This window comes from Nonomuraea sp. NPDC052265 (genome assembly GCF_044547985.1).
Classification (GTDB): domain Bacteria; phylum Actinomycetota; class Actinomycetes; order Streptosporangiales; family Streptosporangiaceae; genus Nonomuraea.
Genome location: NZ_JBIUBJ010000024.1, coordinates 98,206 through 114,570 on the forward strand (window position 1 = coordinate 98,206; position 16,365 = coordinate 114,570).

The following is a 16,365-nucleotide window of genomic DNA, read 5'->3' on the forward strand; positions in this document are numbered from 1 at the left end:
GCATTGAGAAGACATCGAGAAATCGCTGAGCGATCGCTCAGAGGGCCGGGAGACGCCGCGCGGGGCGAGGGCCCGCCATGACCCCGGCGGTGGCCGGGGACGCGAAGGCCCCCTGAGCAGGTGGGCTCAGGGGGCCGTTCGGCTACGCCTGGGCCACGTAGTCGCGCAGGTGCACGGCGGTGAGCGAGTCGCCCTCCGCCACGAGCGTCGCCGGGGTGCCGGTGAACACCACCCGGCCGCCGTCGTGGCCGGCGCCGGGACCCAGGTCGATGATCCAGTCGGCGTGGGCCATCACGGCCTGGTGGTGCTCGATGACGATGACCGTGTTGCCGTCGTCCACCAGCCGGTCGAGCAGGGCCAGCAACTGGTCCACGTCGGCCAGGTGCAGGCCGGTGGTGGGCTCGTCCAGCACGTACGTGGTGCCGTTCCTGGCCATGTGGATGGCCAGCTTGAGCCGCTGGCGCTCGCCGCCCGACAGCGTGGTGAGCGGCTGGCCGAGCCCGAGGTAGCCCAGGCCGACCGAGTCCAGGCGGTCGAGGATCGTCCTGGCCTGGCCGCTGGTGAAGAACTCGCGCGCCTCGGCCACCGGCATCTCCAGCACCTCGCTGATGTTCTTGCCGCGCAGCCGGTACGTCAGCACCTCCGGCGTGAACCGCCGGCCCTCGCACGCCTCGCACACCGACGCCACGTCGGCCATCATCGCCAGCTCGGTGTAGATCAGGCCGATGCCCTTGCAGGCCGGGCAGGCGCCCTCGGAGTTCGCGCTGAACAGGGCCGGCTTGACCCCGTTGGCCTTGGCGAACGCCGTGCGGATGGGGTCGAGCACGCCCGTGTACGTGGCCGGGTTGCTGCGCCGCGACCCGCGGATCGGCGACTGGTCGGCGACCACCACGCCCTCGCGGCCGGAGACGTACCCGTGGATGAGGGAGCTCTTGCCCGAGCCGGCCACGCCCGTGACGACGGTGAGCACCCCGAGCGGGATGTCCACGTCCACGCCGCGCAGGTTGTGCAGGGTGGCGCCGCGGACCTCCAGGTGCCCCTTGGCCGGGCGGGCGCCGGCGCGCAGCGCGGCCCGGTGGCCGAGGTAGCGGCCGGTCAGGGTGCCGGAGTCGCGCAGCCCGCCGAGGTCGCCGGCGTAGCAGACGCGGCCGCCCCCGGTGCCCGCGCCGGGACCGAGGTCCACGACGTGGTCGGCGATCTCGATCACCTCCGGCTTGTGCTCGACCACGAGCACGGTGTTGCCCTTGTCGCGGAGCTGGAGCAGCAGGTTGTTCATCCGCTGGATGTCGTGCGGGTGCAGCCCGGCGGTCGGCTCGTCGAAGACGTAGGTGACGTCGGTCAGGCTGGAGGTGAGGTGCCGGACCATCTTCACCCGCTGGGCCTCGCCGCCCGACAGCGTGCCGGACTCGCGGTCGAGGCTGAGGTAGCCGAGGCCGATCTCGACCAGCGAGTCCAGGGTGTCGCGCAGGCCCTGGAGCACCGGGCCGACGCTCGGCTCGTCGACGCCCTTGACGAACTCGGCCAGGTCGTTGATCTGCATGGCCGAGCAGTCGGCGATGTTGCGGCCGCCGATGAGGGAGGACCTGGCGGCCTCGTTCAGGCGGGAGCCGCCGCAGGCGGTGCAGCCGGTCAGCTTGAGCGCCCGGTCGGCGAAGGCGCGCGCCTGCGGCTGCATCGACTCGCGGTCCTTGGCCAGGTACTGGCGCTTGACCTTGGTGACGAGCCCCTCGTAGGTGAAGTTGCTCGTGCCGTACTTGATCTTCGTGGCGGGCTTGTCGAGCAGGTCCGCCCACTGCTCGGGGGTGAAGTCGCGCAGCTTGGTGTCGGGGTCGTACAGGCCCGAGCCGACCATGATCTGCCAGTACCAGGTGTCCACCGCGAACCCGGGGACCTTGATCGCGCCCTCGTTCAGCGTCTTGTCCCGGTCGACCAGCTCGTCGACGTCGATCCCGGCGACCTTGCCGAGCCCCTCGCACTCGGGGCACATGCCCTCGGCGCGGTTGAAGCTGAACGCGAACGGCGGCCCGACCTGCGGAGAGCCGATCCGGCTGAACAGGATCCGCAACATCGTGTACGTGTCGGTGGCGGTGCCCACGGTCGAGCGGGCGTTGGCGCCCATCCGCTCCTGGTCCACGATGATCGCCGCGCTCAGGTTGCGCAGCGAGTCCACGTCGGGACGGGCGAGGCTCGGCATGAAGTTCTGGACGAACGCGGTGTACGTTTCGTCGATCAGCCGCCGGGACTCCGCGGCGATCGTGTCGAAGACGAGCGAGGACTTCCCGGACCCGGACACGCCGGTGAACACGGTGAGGCGGCGCTTGGGCAGGTCGAGGTCGACGCCGGTGAGGTTGTTCTCACGGGCGCCGCGTACCTGGATGACGTCGTGGCTGTCGGCGGCGGTGTGATCGGAGGAGCGGGCGCGTACGGCGTCGGTCTTGGCGCTGGTGGCCACGGAATCCCTTCTTGTCACATGAAAGGGGAGCAGGGTAGGCGATCGTACCGTACGCCATACGGTGGCCGTGGGCTCCAGGAGAACCGGCGATCAGCGGGACCGGGCGATCAGCGACGTGACGAGCGAGGCGGCCAGGGGCAGCAGCGTCAGGCCGGCCAGGAACAGCAGCCCGACCGGCCACAGCCCCTGCCCGCCCTCCCGCAGCTCGGTCACCACCCCGGCGGCGAAGTGCACGAAGAACGGCGCGGCGGCGACGGCCCCCCACAGCGGATGCGGGACGGCCCACGCGGCGAGCCCGGCCAGGACCGCCAGCGCGGCGAAGGCCGGAAGCAGCGCGGGCGAGTCGAGGACGTCCTTGGACGCGCCCGGGGCGACGGCGGGCGCGGTGAGCACGCACACGGCCACGGCGGCGACGCCCCCGGCGATCAGGATCACGGCCCACAACAGGGATGAACGCGGCATCTCACTCCTCACACTGGTCCTGACGGCCAGCATGCCCGCGGCGGGCGCCGGGACACGAGCGCTCTCCTACTCAACCCGCCTGGGGAGAACCGGCAAGCCTCTGAGCCTCCCGCCGGGCCGTGGCCGCCGCCGCGTGGTCGCCCGCCGCCGTGTACGCCTCGGCCAGGCTGCCCAGCGCGCCCGCCAGGAACTCCCGCCAGCCCCGCGTGCGCCACAGCCGCACCGACTCCTCCAGGTGCGCGACCGCCTCGCTCACCCGGCCCTCGGCCAGGTCCACCCCGCCCAGCACCCACAGCGCGTCGGCCCGGTGGTGGGCCAGCCGGTGGGAACGGCTCAGCAGCTCGGCCGCCTCGGCGACCGCCCTGGCCCGCGGGTCGTGGTGCCCGGCGTACAGCTTGGCCAGCGCGACCAGGCCCATGGCCTCCAGCAGCGGGTCGCGGATCTGCCGGTAGATGGCCAGCGCCCGCACCATGTACTCCAGCCCGGCCTCGAACTCCTTGGCGTGGGCGTGGGCGAGGCCGAGGAACTGCAGGGTGGTGGCCTCGAAGCGGGGGTTGCCCAGCTTGGCGGCCAGGTCGAGGCCGCGCAGCAGGTGGACGATGGCCATCTTGATGTCCCTGGTGCCGTAGGCCACGGCCATGCACACGTGGGCCCTGGCCTCGCCGCCCTGGTGGCCGCTGCGCTCGGCCAGCTCCAGGGCCGTGCGGCCCGAGCGCAGGCCCTGCGCCATGTCGCCCCTGGCCGCCTCGCCCCAGGCGCGCAGCACGTACGCGTCCGACAGGCCGCGCCGCTCGTCCAGCTCGGTGAACATGGCGATCAGCCGTTCGGCGCCGTCGTACTGGGCGGCCATGGCCTCGCCGGTCTCGGTCCAGGTGGTGGCGTGCATGAGGCCGCGCCTGATCACCGCCTCGCCCAGCCGGTCGCCCGCGGCCAGGCAGGCGGCCAGCACCCGCTCGTGCAGCGCCCGCCAGTCGTCGAACAGGCCGCTCACGTCGAAGTAGCGTTCGGCGCAGCAGGCGGTGTCCCAGGCGACCTCGGCCAGGCCCAGCGCGCACGCCTGCCGGATCGCCGCGACCAGCGCGGTGCGCTCGGTGTCGAACCAGGCCATCGGGTCCTGCCGGATCTCCCACGGCGTGCCGTCGGGCGAGCTCCAGCGCGGGGCCGAGCCGTGGATGATGGCCGAGGAGCTGCCCTGGACGCGTTCGGTCGCCTGCTCGGCCAGCGCGAGCCAGCCGCCGAAGGCCCGGCCGAGCGCCGCCGCGACCGCCTCGGGCCGGTCCTCCAGCTCGGCGCGCTCGCGGGCGTACAGGCGGACCAGGTCATGGAAGCGGTAGCGCGGCTGCCCGGCCGGATCGACGCCGCTGATCAGCACGAGCTGGCTGTCCACCAGGGACTCCACCAGTTCCTCGCCCACCGGTACGGGCAGGTCCAGCAGCGCGCCCGCCACCCATCCGGCGAAGTCGGGCACCTCCAGCGCGCCGAGCAGCCGGAAGGCCCGCCGCGCGGCCGGTTCCAGCCCCACGTAGCTGAGCGCCAGGCTCGCCCGGACCGCCAGGTCGCCGGTCGCGAACTGGTCGAGCCGCCGCCGCTCGTCCTTGAGCTGACCGGCCAGCCGGGTCAGCGGCCAGTGCGGCCGGGCCACCAGCCGGGCCCCGGCCACCCGCACGGCCAGCGGGATCCCGTCGGAGAGCCGGACGATCTCCGCCGCCGACTCCGGCTCGGCCGCCACCCGTCCGGCGCCGGCGATCCTGGCCAGCAGGCGCACGCCCTGCCGCAGGTGCAGCACCGACAGCTCGATCAGGGCCGCGCCGGACAGACCGCTCAGCCTGGCCCTGCTGGTGATGACGACGGCACAGCCGGACGTGCCGGGCAGCAGCGGGCGCACCTGCTGCTCGGAGGCGGCGTTGTCGAGCACGATCAGCATGCGCCGCTCGGCCAGGCTGCTGCGGAACAGCGCGGCCCGCTCGTCCACGCTCTCGGGCAGGGTGGAGCGCGGCACGCCGAGCGAGGTGAGGAAGGCGGCCAGCACCTGGCCGGGGTCGGCGGGGCTGGCCTCGGCGCCGTGCAGGTTCGTGTGGAGCTGGCCGTCGGGGTAGTGGCGGGCGATGCGGTGCGCGGCGTGCACGGCCAGCGTGGTCTTGCCCACGCCGCCCATGCCCGCGATCACGCACACCCGGACCTGGCCGGGGCCCTGCGGCGGTTCGTCGCCGAGCTGGGCGGTGAGCTGGGCGAGCTGTTCGTCACGCCCGGTGAAGTCGGAGATGTCGGTCGGGAGCTGGGCGGGTGGCCGCGCGGCGGGTCCCGCGGCGCCCGCCGGGGCCGGGTCGAGGGTGCCGGTGAGGATGGCCTGGTGCAGGCGGTTGAGCTCGTCGCCGGGGTCGAGGCCGAGCTCGGCGGCGAACACCCGGCGGGCCTCGCGGTAGGTGGCCAGCGCCTCGGCCTGCCGTCCTGACCTGGCCAGGGCGAGCATGAGCTGGCGGCGCGGGCGTTCGCGCAGCGGGTGCTCGGCGACCAGTCCGGTCAGCTCCGCGATGAGCGCGGCGTGCAGGCCGCGGGCCAGGTCCGCCTCGATCCGGTGCTCCAGCGCCGCGAGCCGCTCCTCCTCCAGGCGGCGGGCGTGGTCGCGGAGCCCGGCGGTGAGGTTCAGCCCCGCGTACGCGGGCCCGCGCCACAACTCCAGCGCCTGCCGCAGCAGCGCGGCGGCCCGTTCGTGGTCGCCGCCGGACAGCGCGGCGCCGCCCTGGCCGGCCAGGGTCTCGAAGCGGTCGGCGTCCAGCTCGCCGGGGCGCACGGCCAGGACGAAACCGGCGTCGGTGCGGGTGATGCGGTCCTGGCCGAGCGTCCGGCGGAGCTGGTGCACGTACAGGCGGAGGTTGTCGGCGGCGGTACGCGGCGGGCGCTGCTCCCACAGGGCCTCGACGAGCGTGGCGGGGGAGACCGGGCGGCCCGCCCGGCACAGGAGCTCGGCCAGCAGGGTGCGCTGCTTGCCGACGCCGAGCGGCAGCGGCCCTTGGTCACCCGAGACGTGAAGCGGCCCAAGTACGGCGAACTCCATCGCGCTCCCGGCAAGGACGTTGGTGCACAAGGAAGATCAAAGCTGCTTCAATGTGCATCAACGTCCGACTCCCGTCAACCCTGTGCCGACCGGGAGAAAAGGGCACCGGCGGGAGCCTTTCGTGGTAGCTCCCGCCGGTGGGTCATCCTAGGTCACGGGTGGCCGAAGGCCAGCACCGAAAGGAAGTAGGTGTAGGCGAGGCGGCGGCACACTCCCTTGAAGAAGTAGTGGGAGCAGACACCCCAGTACAGGACGTAGTAGAAGATGTAATCCACCTGGTACTTGCTATGGACGTACCCCATGTTGCGCAGGGCGTACCCGTAGTCGTGCATCATGCACGCCTGGCGGAAGTCGTAGCCGAGCGGCTTGTCGGGGGACTTGGTGCAGTAGTCGTAGTACACGCCGCGCACCCACCAGCCGGCCGGCGTCTTCTTCCACTGCACGTAACGCCAGCTCCCGTGGTAGTAGGCGTAGCTGACGCCGCAGTGGTTGAAGGCGAAGTGCCAGAAGTTGGTGCACCAGTACCACTTCTTGCCGTCCAGGTCGGCGTTGGAGGTCGGCGACTGGTTGGCGTAGTCGTAGGCGTTGGCGCTGCCGCCCTCGACCGGGTCGGTCTGCAGGAACCGCCCCAGCTTGGGCTGGTAGAGCCGGACGCCCATGAGGATCGTGCCGTCGGGGGTGTCGGCGGCCCGCTCGGCCGCGCCGTGCCAGCCGTACCGCATCGCCGGCTGGCCGGCGCGCGGGTTGCCGAACTCGTCGAAGTCCAGCGCCAGCGGCACGCCGCCGGCGTAGACCACGTTGATGTCGTCGTGCAGGTTCGTCAGCTGCAGCCGCACGTCCCCGGTCGCCGAGGTGACCGCGGCCAGCCCGCCGGAGATGGAGTGCACGTTCCTGGTGACGGCGCCGCCCTCCACGACCCAGGCGGGCGTGTCGTCGTCGGCGTCGAAGTGCTCGACCCGCTTGCCGGCCGCGCTCCACGTGCCGCCGGACAACTGCTCCAGCGTGGTGGTGTTGCGGCGCAGCTCCGGGTCCAGCGTGTACGACTGCCGTACCGCCCCCGACGTCATCTGCCTGACCAGGTCGGTGGTGTAGTACTCCGCCTTCAGCCCGGCCGGCGTGGCCGTGGTGCGGCCGTAGGCGTCGTACTCGTAGCCGGCGTCGGCCAGCCGGTCGCCGCCGTCGTAGGCGTGGTTCTCGGTGACCGCCCCCGAGCCGTCGCAGGCGCTCGTGGTCAGCCCGGTCCTGTTGGAGTTGGCGTCGTAGCCGTAGGCCCGGCGCGAGCAGGCGCCGCTCACGGTGTCGTCCACCGAGGCGATCCTGCCCAGCTTGTCGTAGCCGATCCTCTGCGCGGACAGCCCGTTGTGCGTGACCTGCTGGCCGTGGATCGACCAGGTCACCGAGTCGTCCAGCAGCCGCGCCCCGGCCGCGGTCTGGTAGACCCGTGAGGCGGGCGCGCCCGACGGGTCGCGGGTGAGGTCGTAGGAGATGCCTCCCGGCAGGTTCTCGTGGCTGATCGAGCCGTCGACGGTGTACGTGGCGGTGAACGTCCCGGCCACCGAGTCGGTCATGGTGGCCAGCGCGCCGCGCACGTCGTCGTAGGCGTAGGTGACCGTCGAGGGGGCGCCGTCGGTCTTCTTGGTGATGCGGTCGAGGGCGTCGTACTCGACCCTGGTCACGCCGCCGTCGGCGTCGGTGTAGGCCGTCTGGCGGCCCAGCGCGTCGTACTCGCGGGTGATCACGGTCCCGTTGGAGGCCGTGGTCCTGACGGCTCGCCCGGCCGCGTCGTAGGTGGTGCTCACCTCGGGCACCGCCGTGCCGGCCCCGCCGACGACGACGGTCTTCACGATGTCGCCCGCCGGGTTGTACGTGGTCGTCGTGGTCCTGGTCACCCCGTTGGCCGTCTCGGTCACCGACGACACGCGCCCGCCGGGCTCGTAGGCGTACACCTTGGTGACCAGCTCGGCCGGACGGGTGCCGTTGTCGCCGACGCCCGTCTTCGACTTCGTCCGGCACAGCTGCCCGGCCCACTCGGCCTTGCCGCCGCACGCGCCGGTGCCGTCGGCGGTGTAGTACTCGCTGGTCGTGGTGCCCGCGTCGTCGCCCGACGACTTCGGCATCGTGGTGGCGACCACCCGGCCGTCGGAGTCGTACGCGGTCGTCTTGATGATCGCCAGACCGCCGGGGTCCTCCACGGTCTTGACGCTCCTGCCGGTGTCCCAGTCGTAGAACGTCCGGCTCGTCCGCACGTCGGCGTCGGAGGCCGCGCCGGGCACGTACGCGCCCACCGCGACCGTCGTGGCCAGGTTCGACACCTTGGCGTCGGCCGGCCGGCCCTCGTCGAAGGTGTTGACCGTGTGCTTCCTGGCCGCGACCTGCGCGCCGTTCAGCGTGACCAGGTGCAGCGGGCCCAGCTCGGAGACCATCCGCTGCCCGTCGGAGCTGTAGGCGGACTCCTCGGCCAGCAGCCGCGCCCGGTCGGCGGTCGAGGCGTTGAGCAGCCCGAGCCGGGTCAGCTCGGTCCCGGCGTTCGGCGTCTGCCCGAGGGCGAGCGCCCTGTTGCCCGCCGACAGCGACAGCACCGTGTTGCCCTGCGCGTCGTACTGGCTGGTCGAGACCGCGCCGCCGGGCTCCACCCGGTTGACCGTCTGGCCGGAGGCGTTCAGGTAGGTGATCGTGGCGCGGCCGTAGTCGGAGGCGGCCAGGCCGCCCCGCCCGGTGTGGTTGGCCGGCACCTGGTCGGCCGGGAAGATCGCGGTCGCGTCCACCGGGGAGTCGCTCTGCCCCCAGGCGGCCGTGGCCGTCTCGCCCAGCCCGTACGGCGCCCCGGTCCCGCTGATCGGCACGTCGTAGACCACCGACGTGACCGCGGTGCCGTTCGTCTCGCCCGGCGTGCCGGGCCGCAGCGTCGGCCGGGAGACGGCCAGCAGCATGCCGTCCGCGGCGGTGTCGGTGTTGCCCGCCTTGCCGTAGGTGAACGTCCACGGCAGCTCGCCGGGCGGGGTGTAGCGGTTCACCCGGCCGCCGAGGTCGTAGTCGTAGCGCGTCCTGATGTCGGGGGCGGCCGGGTTCCACTGCTCGCGCAGGCGGCCCAGGTCGTCGTAGCGGTACTCCGACAGGCCCAGCGGCGCGCTCGCGCCGCCCTCCCACAGGCTGATCGCCTTGACCTGCCCGGCCACGTCGCCGAGCTGCGCGCCCGCGGTCGTGGTCGTGGCGTAGTCCAGCTTGATCAACCGGCAGCCCTGCGGCAGGCTCGCCAGCGTGTCCACGTCGCAGTCGGCCTGCGTGTACGACGGAGCGATGATCTTGACCGGCCGGGCCAGCGCCTTGCCGTCGGAGCCGGTCACCGACTGCCACACGAACGCCGTGCTGCCCTTGCCGCTGGCCGGGTAGACCGCCCGCACCAGGTAGATCGGCGCCGCGGCGTCCACCTTGGCGAACACCGTGCGCTCGGCCGAGTTCGTGTCCGACAGGGTGTAGCGGTCGGCCGCGGCGTCGAAGGTCAGCTTCAGGCTCGCCGCGTCCTGCTGCGGCTCGTAGGAGCCGTCGGCGTTCTTGGTGAAGGCCAGCGCCGAGCCCTCGCCGCTCAGCTCCACCGAGGTGGAGGAGGTGGCCCGGAGCTGGGCGAACGTGCCCTGACCCGACTGGGCGAGCCCGGTCGGCGTCCACTCGGTGCCGAAGATCGCCGCCACGCCCGGCAGCGCCGAGCCCTTGCGCGGGTCACGCGAGGAGAACGAGCGCATCAGGCCGATGCCGTACACGTTGGCGTCGGTCGCGGCCATCCTGAAGTCGCCGGTGAGCGTGTTGACCGAGCCGGGGCCGACCGGCTGGGTGGAGGCGCCCTCGCCGTCCCGGTCCACGACCAGGTCCACCGGCTGGGAGGCGGCCGTGCCCGAGGAGGTGGTGAACTCGGCCCTGATCTCGATCGAGCCGTCCTCGGTCAGCGTGTGCGTGGTGTCCCAGACCAGCTCGGGCGAGGCGCCCGCGCTCATCGCCACCGGCCAGGTGACCGCCGACCCGTCGGCCTTCCTGCGCACGTCGGCCGCCGGCACCTGGTGCCAGGAGTCGGCCTCGCCGCGCCGGTAGGAGAAGGTGACCGCGCTCAGCCCCGCGCTGCCCGTGGCCGCCAGGACCGTCCGGCGGGCGGTGGACTGCCCGTCCTTGGGCGAGGTGACCGCCGAGCCGCCCGCGTTGAACGCGTACGTCGTCGCCTCCGACAGGTTGCCCGCCTTGTCCTTGACCCACGCCTTGAGCGTGTGCGGGCCGTCGGCGGGCGGCGTCCAGCTCACCGTGTGCGGGGAGCCGGTGTTCGCGGCCGACTGCTGGGTGCCGCCGTCGAAGGACCACAGCACCGAGGACACGTCGGACGAGGCCGGCGTGACGGTGAACTGGCCGGTCTGACCGGCGCCCTTGGCCCACGCGTCCTCGGGGTAGTCGCCGGAGGACACCTCGGGGGCGGGCGGCGGGGCGGCGTCCACCGTGAAGGCGAACCAGGCCGACCAGGGGCCGTAGTCGGTGCCGTCGTGGGAGCGCACCCGCCAGGCGTAGGACGTGCCGGCCAGGGCCGTGCCGACCTTCCAGGACGCGGTGGCGCCGTTCGCGACGTTCGCGGCCGAGCCGCCGGTCACCTTGGACGCGTGGTCGGCCGTCCAGACCTCGAAGTCGGCCCGCTGCGCCTGACCGTCGGCGTCGCTCACCTTGGCCGACAGCGTCGGCTGCGCCGCGCCCACCATGGCCGGGCTGGCGCACACCGAGCAGGGCGCGACGGCCAGGGCCGACGGCGTGCCCGGCAGCGAGTTGTAGGTGATCGCGATGTTCGGGTTGTTGGCGAAGCGCTTCCAGTAGTAGTTGTCGGTCTCGCTGCCGGCCTTGACCATGAAGGTGACCGACGTGCCGTTCGCGCTCACCACGCTCTGGACGGCGCTGGTGACGTCCCAGCCGACCCAGGCCGCCGGGCAGCTCGACGCGCCGCCCTGACCGGCCGACGACCAGCCGTAGGCGACGTTCTTGGCGCCGATGTTCAGGTTCGAGGCGGGCTGGTTGTTCCACGTCGTGCCCGAGCCGACGGCGGCGGTCCTGTGCAGCTCGACGTTCCGCGCCGAGCAGGACCAGGCCCACGTCTCCTTGATGTTGAACGTGGCCGCCGTGATGTGCTTGCCGGCCAGGCCCGACAGGCCCATGTTGAAGAACGAGCGCCGCTTGTAGCCGCCGCCGTTGCTGGTGCCGGCCGTCGCGTCGTTCGTCGAGTTCCAGTACGCGCTGGTGGGATAGGCCGAGTCCACGTACGTCCAGCCGGACCTGGCCGAGGTGAAGCTCGGGTCGATCGTCACCGGGAAGACCGTGGCGGGGTCGGCCAGCAGGGCGGCGTCGGGGGTGACGCGCAGCTCGCGGCCCGACAGCCGCACGCCCATCCTGGCCCGCCGGCCCGGCTGGGCGGCCAGCGCCGGGGTGGCCGGGTTGCGGGTCATGGCCGACTCGGTGGCGGCGTCCCACATCTCCGGGGCGGCCGAGCCGAACACCGGCTCGCCCTTGGCGTCGAGGATCGAGACGTTGCCGTGCCTGTCGGTCCTGGCCTCGCCCTTCCGCACCGACGTGGCGAACGTCAGCTCCTTCAGCGCCGGGTTCGCCGCGGCCTGCCGGGTCTTGACGACGAGCTTCTCGGCGAAGCCGTCCACGTCCGCGGTCAGCACCAGGTCCACGCCCGGCAGCACCTCGGGGTAGGTGGCGGTGGCGCCGTCGAGCACCGGCTTGGGCAGCGCGCCGAGCGGCGTGCCGAGGCTCAGCCGCGTGCCCCGCTCGGTGGCCGTCACCAGCGGGCCGTCGCCGCCGCCGGAGAAGCGGTAGGAGACCGCGGCGGCCTTCGGCGCCACCGTGCCGTCCTGGTCCAGGGAGAGCGTCGGGTCGGCGGGGACCCACGCCTCGCCCTGCCTGACCCGGACCGGGCGGTAGCGGTGTTCCCGGGTGACCGTGCCGGCCGGGTTGACGAAGAACTCGTCGGTCTCGGTGGTCAGCGAGGCCGCCTTGATCCGCTTGCCGCAGACCGCGGCGGCCAGCCGGGCGGAGATCTCGGTGGGCATCTCGTCCGGGCAGGCCACGGCCGCCTGGGCCTTGGCGGGCGCGGGCGGGGCGGCCCGCGCGGGGAGCGGCGCGAGGGCCGTGGACGTCAGCAACAGGACGAGGATCGGCGGTAAGGGAGTCAGCCGCCTGGGTTTCTTCAACACCGTCCAACCTCCGCGGGGGGTGTAAGGCTGTTCGGTGCTCAGCGTGAGCAGCGGCTGTATAGGCGGCGTATAGATCCCGTAGGCGGCCGAAAACCCGTTGCGGCGCGGCGCGGGCGGCTGTTGTACTTCCCGGCGGCACCAGTCGCCGGCCGAAGGAGCGGACCGATGAGGACAACGTTCATGACCTCCCAGCACAGGAACCCCACCTACCCAGAGGGCATGACGCTTCTTGAGATCCCCGCTCACCAGAACGTTTCCGCATGTAGATAGACCCGCCCGGCAGGCGCTGCGCCACCTGCGCCCCGCCCCGCGCACCGCGCTCGCGCTGGCCACCGCCACCGCCGCGGCCACGGCGCTGCCGCTGGCCGCGCCCCAGATCACCCGCCGCTTCGTCGACGACGCCGTCGGCGGCGCCGGGCCACGCCACCTGATCCTCGTCGCGCTCGGCTACCTCGGCCTGGCCGCCGCCGGTCAGGCCGCCCGCATGGCCACCGCTTGGCTCGCCGGCCGCCTGGCCTGGGACGGCACCAACCGCTTGCGCGAACACCTGGCCGGCCACGCGCTCGGCCTCGACCTGGCCTTCCACGCCCGCCACTCGCCCGGCGAGCTGATCGAACGCGTGGACGGCGACGTGTCCGCCGTGGCCGACTTCGTCGTCGCCTTCGTGCTCGACGTCGTGGCCGGGCTGCTGCTGCTGGCCGGCGTGCTCGCCGTCGTGTTCACCGTCGACCGGCGGCTGGGCGCTGCGCTGCTGGCGTACTGCCTGGCGGCCGGGCTCGGGATGGCCGGGGCGCAGCGGCTCGCCGTACCGTCGGCGACCCGGTCGCGGGAGGCGAGCGCCGCGCTCTACGGCCACCTCGAAGAGCGGCTGGCCGGGGCCGAGGACCTGCGGGCCAACGGCGCCGGCCGGTACGCGCTCGGCCGCTTCCACCAGGTCGCCGGGGCCTGGTTCCGCGCCGAGTGGCACGGCTCCCGCGTCGCGGGCGTCCTGCTCGCGGCCACGAACGTGGCGTTCGCGGCCGGGACCGCGCTGATGCTCGCGCTGGCCGCCTGGCTCCTGGACGCCGGAGCGCTCACGGTCGGCACCGCCGTGCTGCTCTTCCAGTACACGATGATGATCCGCACGCCGTTCGAGCGGCTCATCGACCAGCTCAGGCAGTTCCAGGGGGCGCTGGCCGGGTTCGCCCGCATCGGCTCCCTGCTGGCCGAGCGGCCCGCGCTGCCCGCGCCCGCCGCGCCCCGGCCGCTGCCCGCCTCCGGCGCGCTCGGCCTGCGCCTGGACGACGTGAGCTTCGCCTACCCCGACGACGGCGAGACCGCGCTGTCGGGCATCACCCTCACCCTGGCCCCCGGCGAACGCCTGGGCCTGGTGGGGCGCACCGGCAGCGGCAAGACCACCCTGGCCAAGCTGCTGCTGCGCCTGTACGACCCGACCGGCGGCACGGTCGAGATCGGCGGCCTCGACCTGCGCGAGGCCGGCCCGGAGTCGCTGCGCCGCCGGGTCGGCGTGGTCACCCAGGACGTACGGCTGTTCGCCGGCAGCGTCCGCGACAACCTCACCCTGTTCGGCGCCCTGGGCGGCACAGAGAACGCCCCCCACGACGACGACCGCCTGCGCGCCGTGCTGGCCGGCGTGGGCCTGGGCGATCGGCTGGCCGAGCTGCCCGGCGGGCTCGACGGCGAGCCGGGCGGCCTGTCCGCGGGCGAGGCCCAGCTGCTCGCGCTCGCCCGGGCCTTCCTCGCCGACCCCGGCCTGGTCGTCCTGGACGAGGCGTCCAGCAGGCTCGACCCGGCCACCGAACGGCACGTCGAGGACGGCGTACGGCGGCTGCTGGACGGCCGGACCGCCGTGCTCATCGCCCACCGGCTCTCCTCCCTGGCCCACGTGGACAAGATCGCCGTGCTGGAACGCGGCAAGCTCGTCGAGTACGGCCGCCGCGCCGACCTGGCCGCCGACCCCGGCAGCAGGTTCGGCAGGCTCCTGGACGCCGCGGGGGTGAGCCGGTGAGCCCGCGCCGGGCCCTGGGCGTGACGGCCCGCCTGATCGGCTTCGACGTGCGCCTGTACGTGCTGCAGATCCTGCTGTGGCTGCCGGTCCACCTGATCCCGCTCGGCGGCGGGCTCGTGCTGCGGCAGCTCTTCGACCAGATCAGCGGGCACAGCCCGGCGACGCTTGCGCAGTCGTTGTGGCTGTGCGCGGCGTTCGCGGGCGTCGAGCTGCTCCGCGGCCTCGTCCTGGCCTTCGCCTGGTCCTACGGCTCCTACTGGTGGGACGCGGCGGCCACCCTGCTGCGCGCCAACGTGCTGGGCTCGGTGCTGACCGCGCCCGGCCCGGTCGCCGCCCGCCTGCCGCGCTCCTCGGGCGAGTCGCTGGCCCGGCTGCGCGACGACGTGGCCGAGCTGGTGGAGCTCGCCGACGAGTCCGTCCCCCTGGCCGGAGGCGTGCTGTTCGGCGGGGCGGCGCTGGCGGTCATGGTCTCGATCGACCCCGTCGTCACCGTGACGCTGGTCGTGCCGATGCTCGCGATCGGCGTGCTGAGCAGGCTCATGGGACGGCTGATCAGGCGGCGGCACCAGCGGGCCGCGGAGCTGGGCGCGGGCGTGACGGCCTTCGTCGGCGAGCTGTTCGGCGGCGTGCTCGCGATCAAGTCGGCCGGGGCCGAGCGGGCGGCGCTGGAACGGCTGCGCGCGCTCAACGCGGGCCGCCGCGACGCCGCCGTACGCAGCCGCCTTGCCACCGACCTGCTGGAGGCCGCCACGGGCACCACGGTCGAGCTGGGCGTCGGCATCGTGCTGCTGCTGGCCGCCGGGGCGATGCGGCGGGGCGAGTTCACCGTGGGCGACCTCGCGCTGTTCACCAGCTACGTCGGCTGGCTGACCGCGCTGCCGCGCACGATCGGGTCCGTCCTGTACCGCCTGCCCAGGGCGGAGGTCTCGGCCGAGCGGCTGACCGCGCTGCTCGCCCCCCACCAGGACACCGCCGACCTGACCCGCGACCGCACCCTCCACCTCCGCCGAACCCCGCCTCCGGCTCCGGCGGAGACGCCATCGGGCGGCGAGGCGCTGGAGGTGCTGGAGGCGCGCGGGCTGACCGTGCGCCACCCCGGCGGGCGCGGCGTGCGCGGCGTGGACCTGACGCTCCCGCGCGGCACGTTCACCGTCGTCACCGGGGCCGTCGGCGCGGGCAAGACCACGCTCGTGCGCGCCCTGCTCGGCCTGCTGCCCCTCGACGCCGGTACGATCACCTGGAACGGCCGCCCGGTGCCCGACCCCGGCTCGTTCCTGGTGCCCGGCCGGGCGGCCTACGCGAGCCAGATCCCCCGCCTGTTCTCGGGGACCCTGCGCGAGAACCTGCTCCTCGGCATGCCCGCCGGCGACGCCGAGCTGGCCCGCGCCCTGGAGCTGGCCGCCTTCGAGGACGACCTGGCCGCCATGCCGGACGGCCCGGAGACCGTCGTCGGCCCCCGGGGCGTGCGCCTGTCCGGCGGCCAGGTGCAGCGCGCCACCGCCGCCCGAGCCCTGGTCCGCGCCCCCGACCTGCTCGTGGTGGACGACGTGTCGTCCGCGCTCGACGCCGGGACCGAGAACCTGCTGTGGGAGCGCGTCGCCCGGCACGGCCCCGCCACGCTGCTCGTGGTCTCCTCCCGCCGGGCCGCGCTCGAACGCGCCGACCAGGTGGTCGTCCTCGACCGGGGCCGCGTCGCGGGCCGCGGGACGCCGGCGGAGCTGCTGCGCACGTGCCCCGAGATGCGCAGACTATGGAACGCAGAGCCGATCGAGGAACGAGGGACCACATGAGGATCGACCGCCTGGACCACCTGGTGCTGACCGTCGCCGACGTCGAGGCCGCGGTGCGCTTCTACACCACGGTGCTGGGGATGGAGGCGGTGACGTTCGGCGCGGGGCGGCGGGCGCTGGCGTTCGGCCAGAGCAAGATCAACCTGCACGAGGCGGGCCGCGAGTTCGAGCCGAAGGCGGCGCGGCCCGCGCCGGGCAGCGCCGACCTGTGCCTGATCACCGCCGACCCCATCGAGACGGTCATGGAGGAGCTGGCCGGTCACGGCGTCGGGATCGAGGAGGGCCCGGTGGAGCGCACCGGCGCGCTCGGGCCCATCAGGAGCGTCTACCTGCGCGACCCCGACGGGAACCTGGTCGAGCTCAGCAACTACCTCTGACCG

At 73.7% G+C, this 16,365-nt stretch carries 7 protein-coding genes; 3 read left to right on the forward strand and 4 right to left on the reverse strand.

What is annotated here, in order from left to right; genetic code table 11:
• Nucleotides 1-142: 142 nt before the first annotated feature.
• From ACIHAD_RS41755 to ACIHAD_RS41770, 4 genes are all read right to left on the reverse strand, one after another.
• Nucleotides 143-2,452, reverse strand: a complete 2,310-nt coding sequence (locus tag ACIHAD_RS41755) for an ATP-binding cassette domain-containing protein (RefSeq protein WP_397360348.1) — start codon at nucleotides 2,450-2,452, stop codon at nucleotides 143-145.
• Nucleotides 2,453-2,542: 90 nt separating this feature from the next.
• Entirely contained in the window at nucleotides 2,543-2,914 is a 372-nt protein-coding gene (locus tag ACIHAD_RS41760) for a hypothetical protein (RefSeq protein WP_397360349.1), read from the reverse strand.
• A gap of 70 nt (nucleotides 2,915-2,984) precedes the next feature.
• Nucleotides 2,985-5,969, reverse strand: coding sequence for a BTAD domain-containing putative transcriptional regulator (locus ACIHAD_RS41765; RefSeq protein WP_397360350.1), 2,985 nt, complete (start codon nucleotides 5,967-5,969; stop codon nucleotides 2,985-2,987).
• Between the two features lie 152 nt (nucleotides 5,970-6,121).
• On the reverse strand, nucleotides 6,122-12,136 hold the full coding sequence (locus ACIHAD_RS41770) for a phospholipase A2 (protein WP_397360351.1): 6,015 nt from the start codon (nucleotides 12,134-12,136) through the stop codon (nucleotides 6,122-6,124).
• 280 nt (nucleotides 12,137-12,416) lie between these two features.
• Here ACIHAD_RS41770 and ACIHAD_RS41775 point away from each other — a divergent pair, with 280 nt between their 5' ends.
• The 3 genes from ACIHAD_RS41775 to ACIHAD_RS41785 are packed head-to-tail and all read left to right on the forward strand — an operon-like array spanning nucleotide 12,417 to nucleotide 16,362.
• A complete protein-coding gene (locus ACIHAD_RS41775) occupies nucleotides 12,417-14,195 on the forward strand; it encodes an ABC transporter ATP-binding protein (RefSeq protein ID WP_397360352.1) in 1,779 nt (592 codons plus the stop codon).
• The gene (locus ACIHAD_RS41780) at nucleotides 14,192-15,985 is read left to right on the forward strand and encodes an ABC transporter ATP-binding protein (RefSeq protein ID WP_397360353.1); all 1,794 of its coding nucleotides are present in this window, start codon (nucleotides 14,192-14,194) and stop codon (nucleotides 15,983-15,985) included. Before ACIHAD_RS41775 ends, ACIHAD_RS41780 begins: the two co-directional genes overlap by 4 nt.
• Nucleotides 15,982-16,362 (forward strand): VOC family protein, encoded by a 381-nt coding sequence (locus ACIHAD_RS41785; RefSeq protein WP_397360354.1) that lies wholly within the window; start codon nucleotides 15,982-15,984, stop codon nucleotides 16,360-16,362. The genes ACIHAD_RS41780 and ACIHAD_RS41785 overlap by 4 nt, the downstream gene beginning before the upstream one ends.
• Nucleotides 16,363-16,365 lie beyond the last annotated feature (3 nt).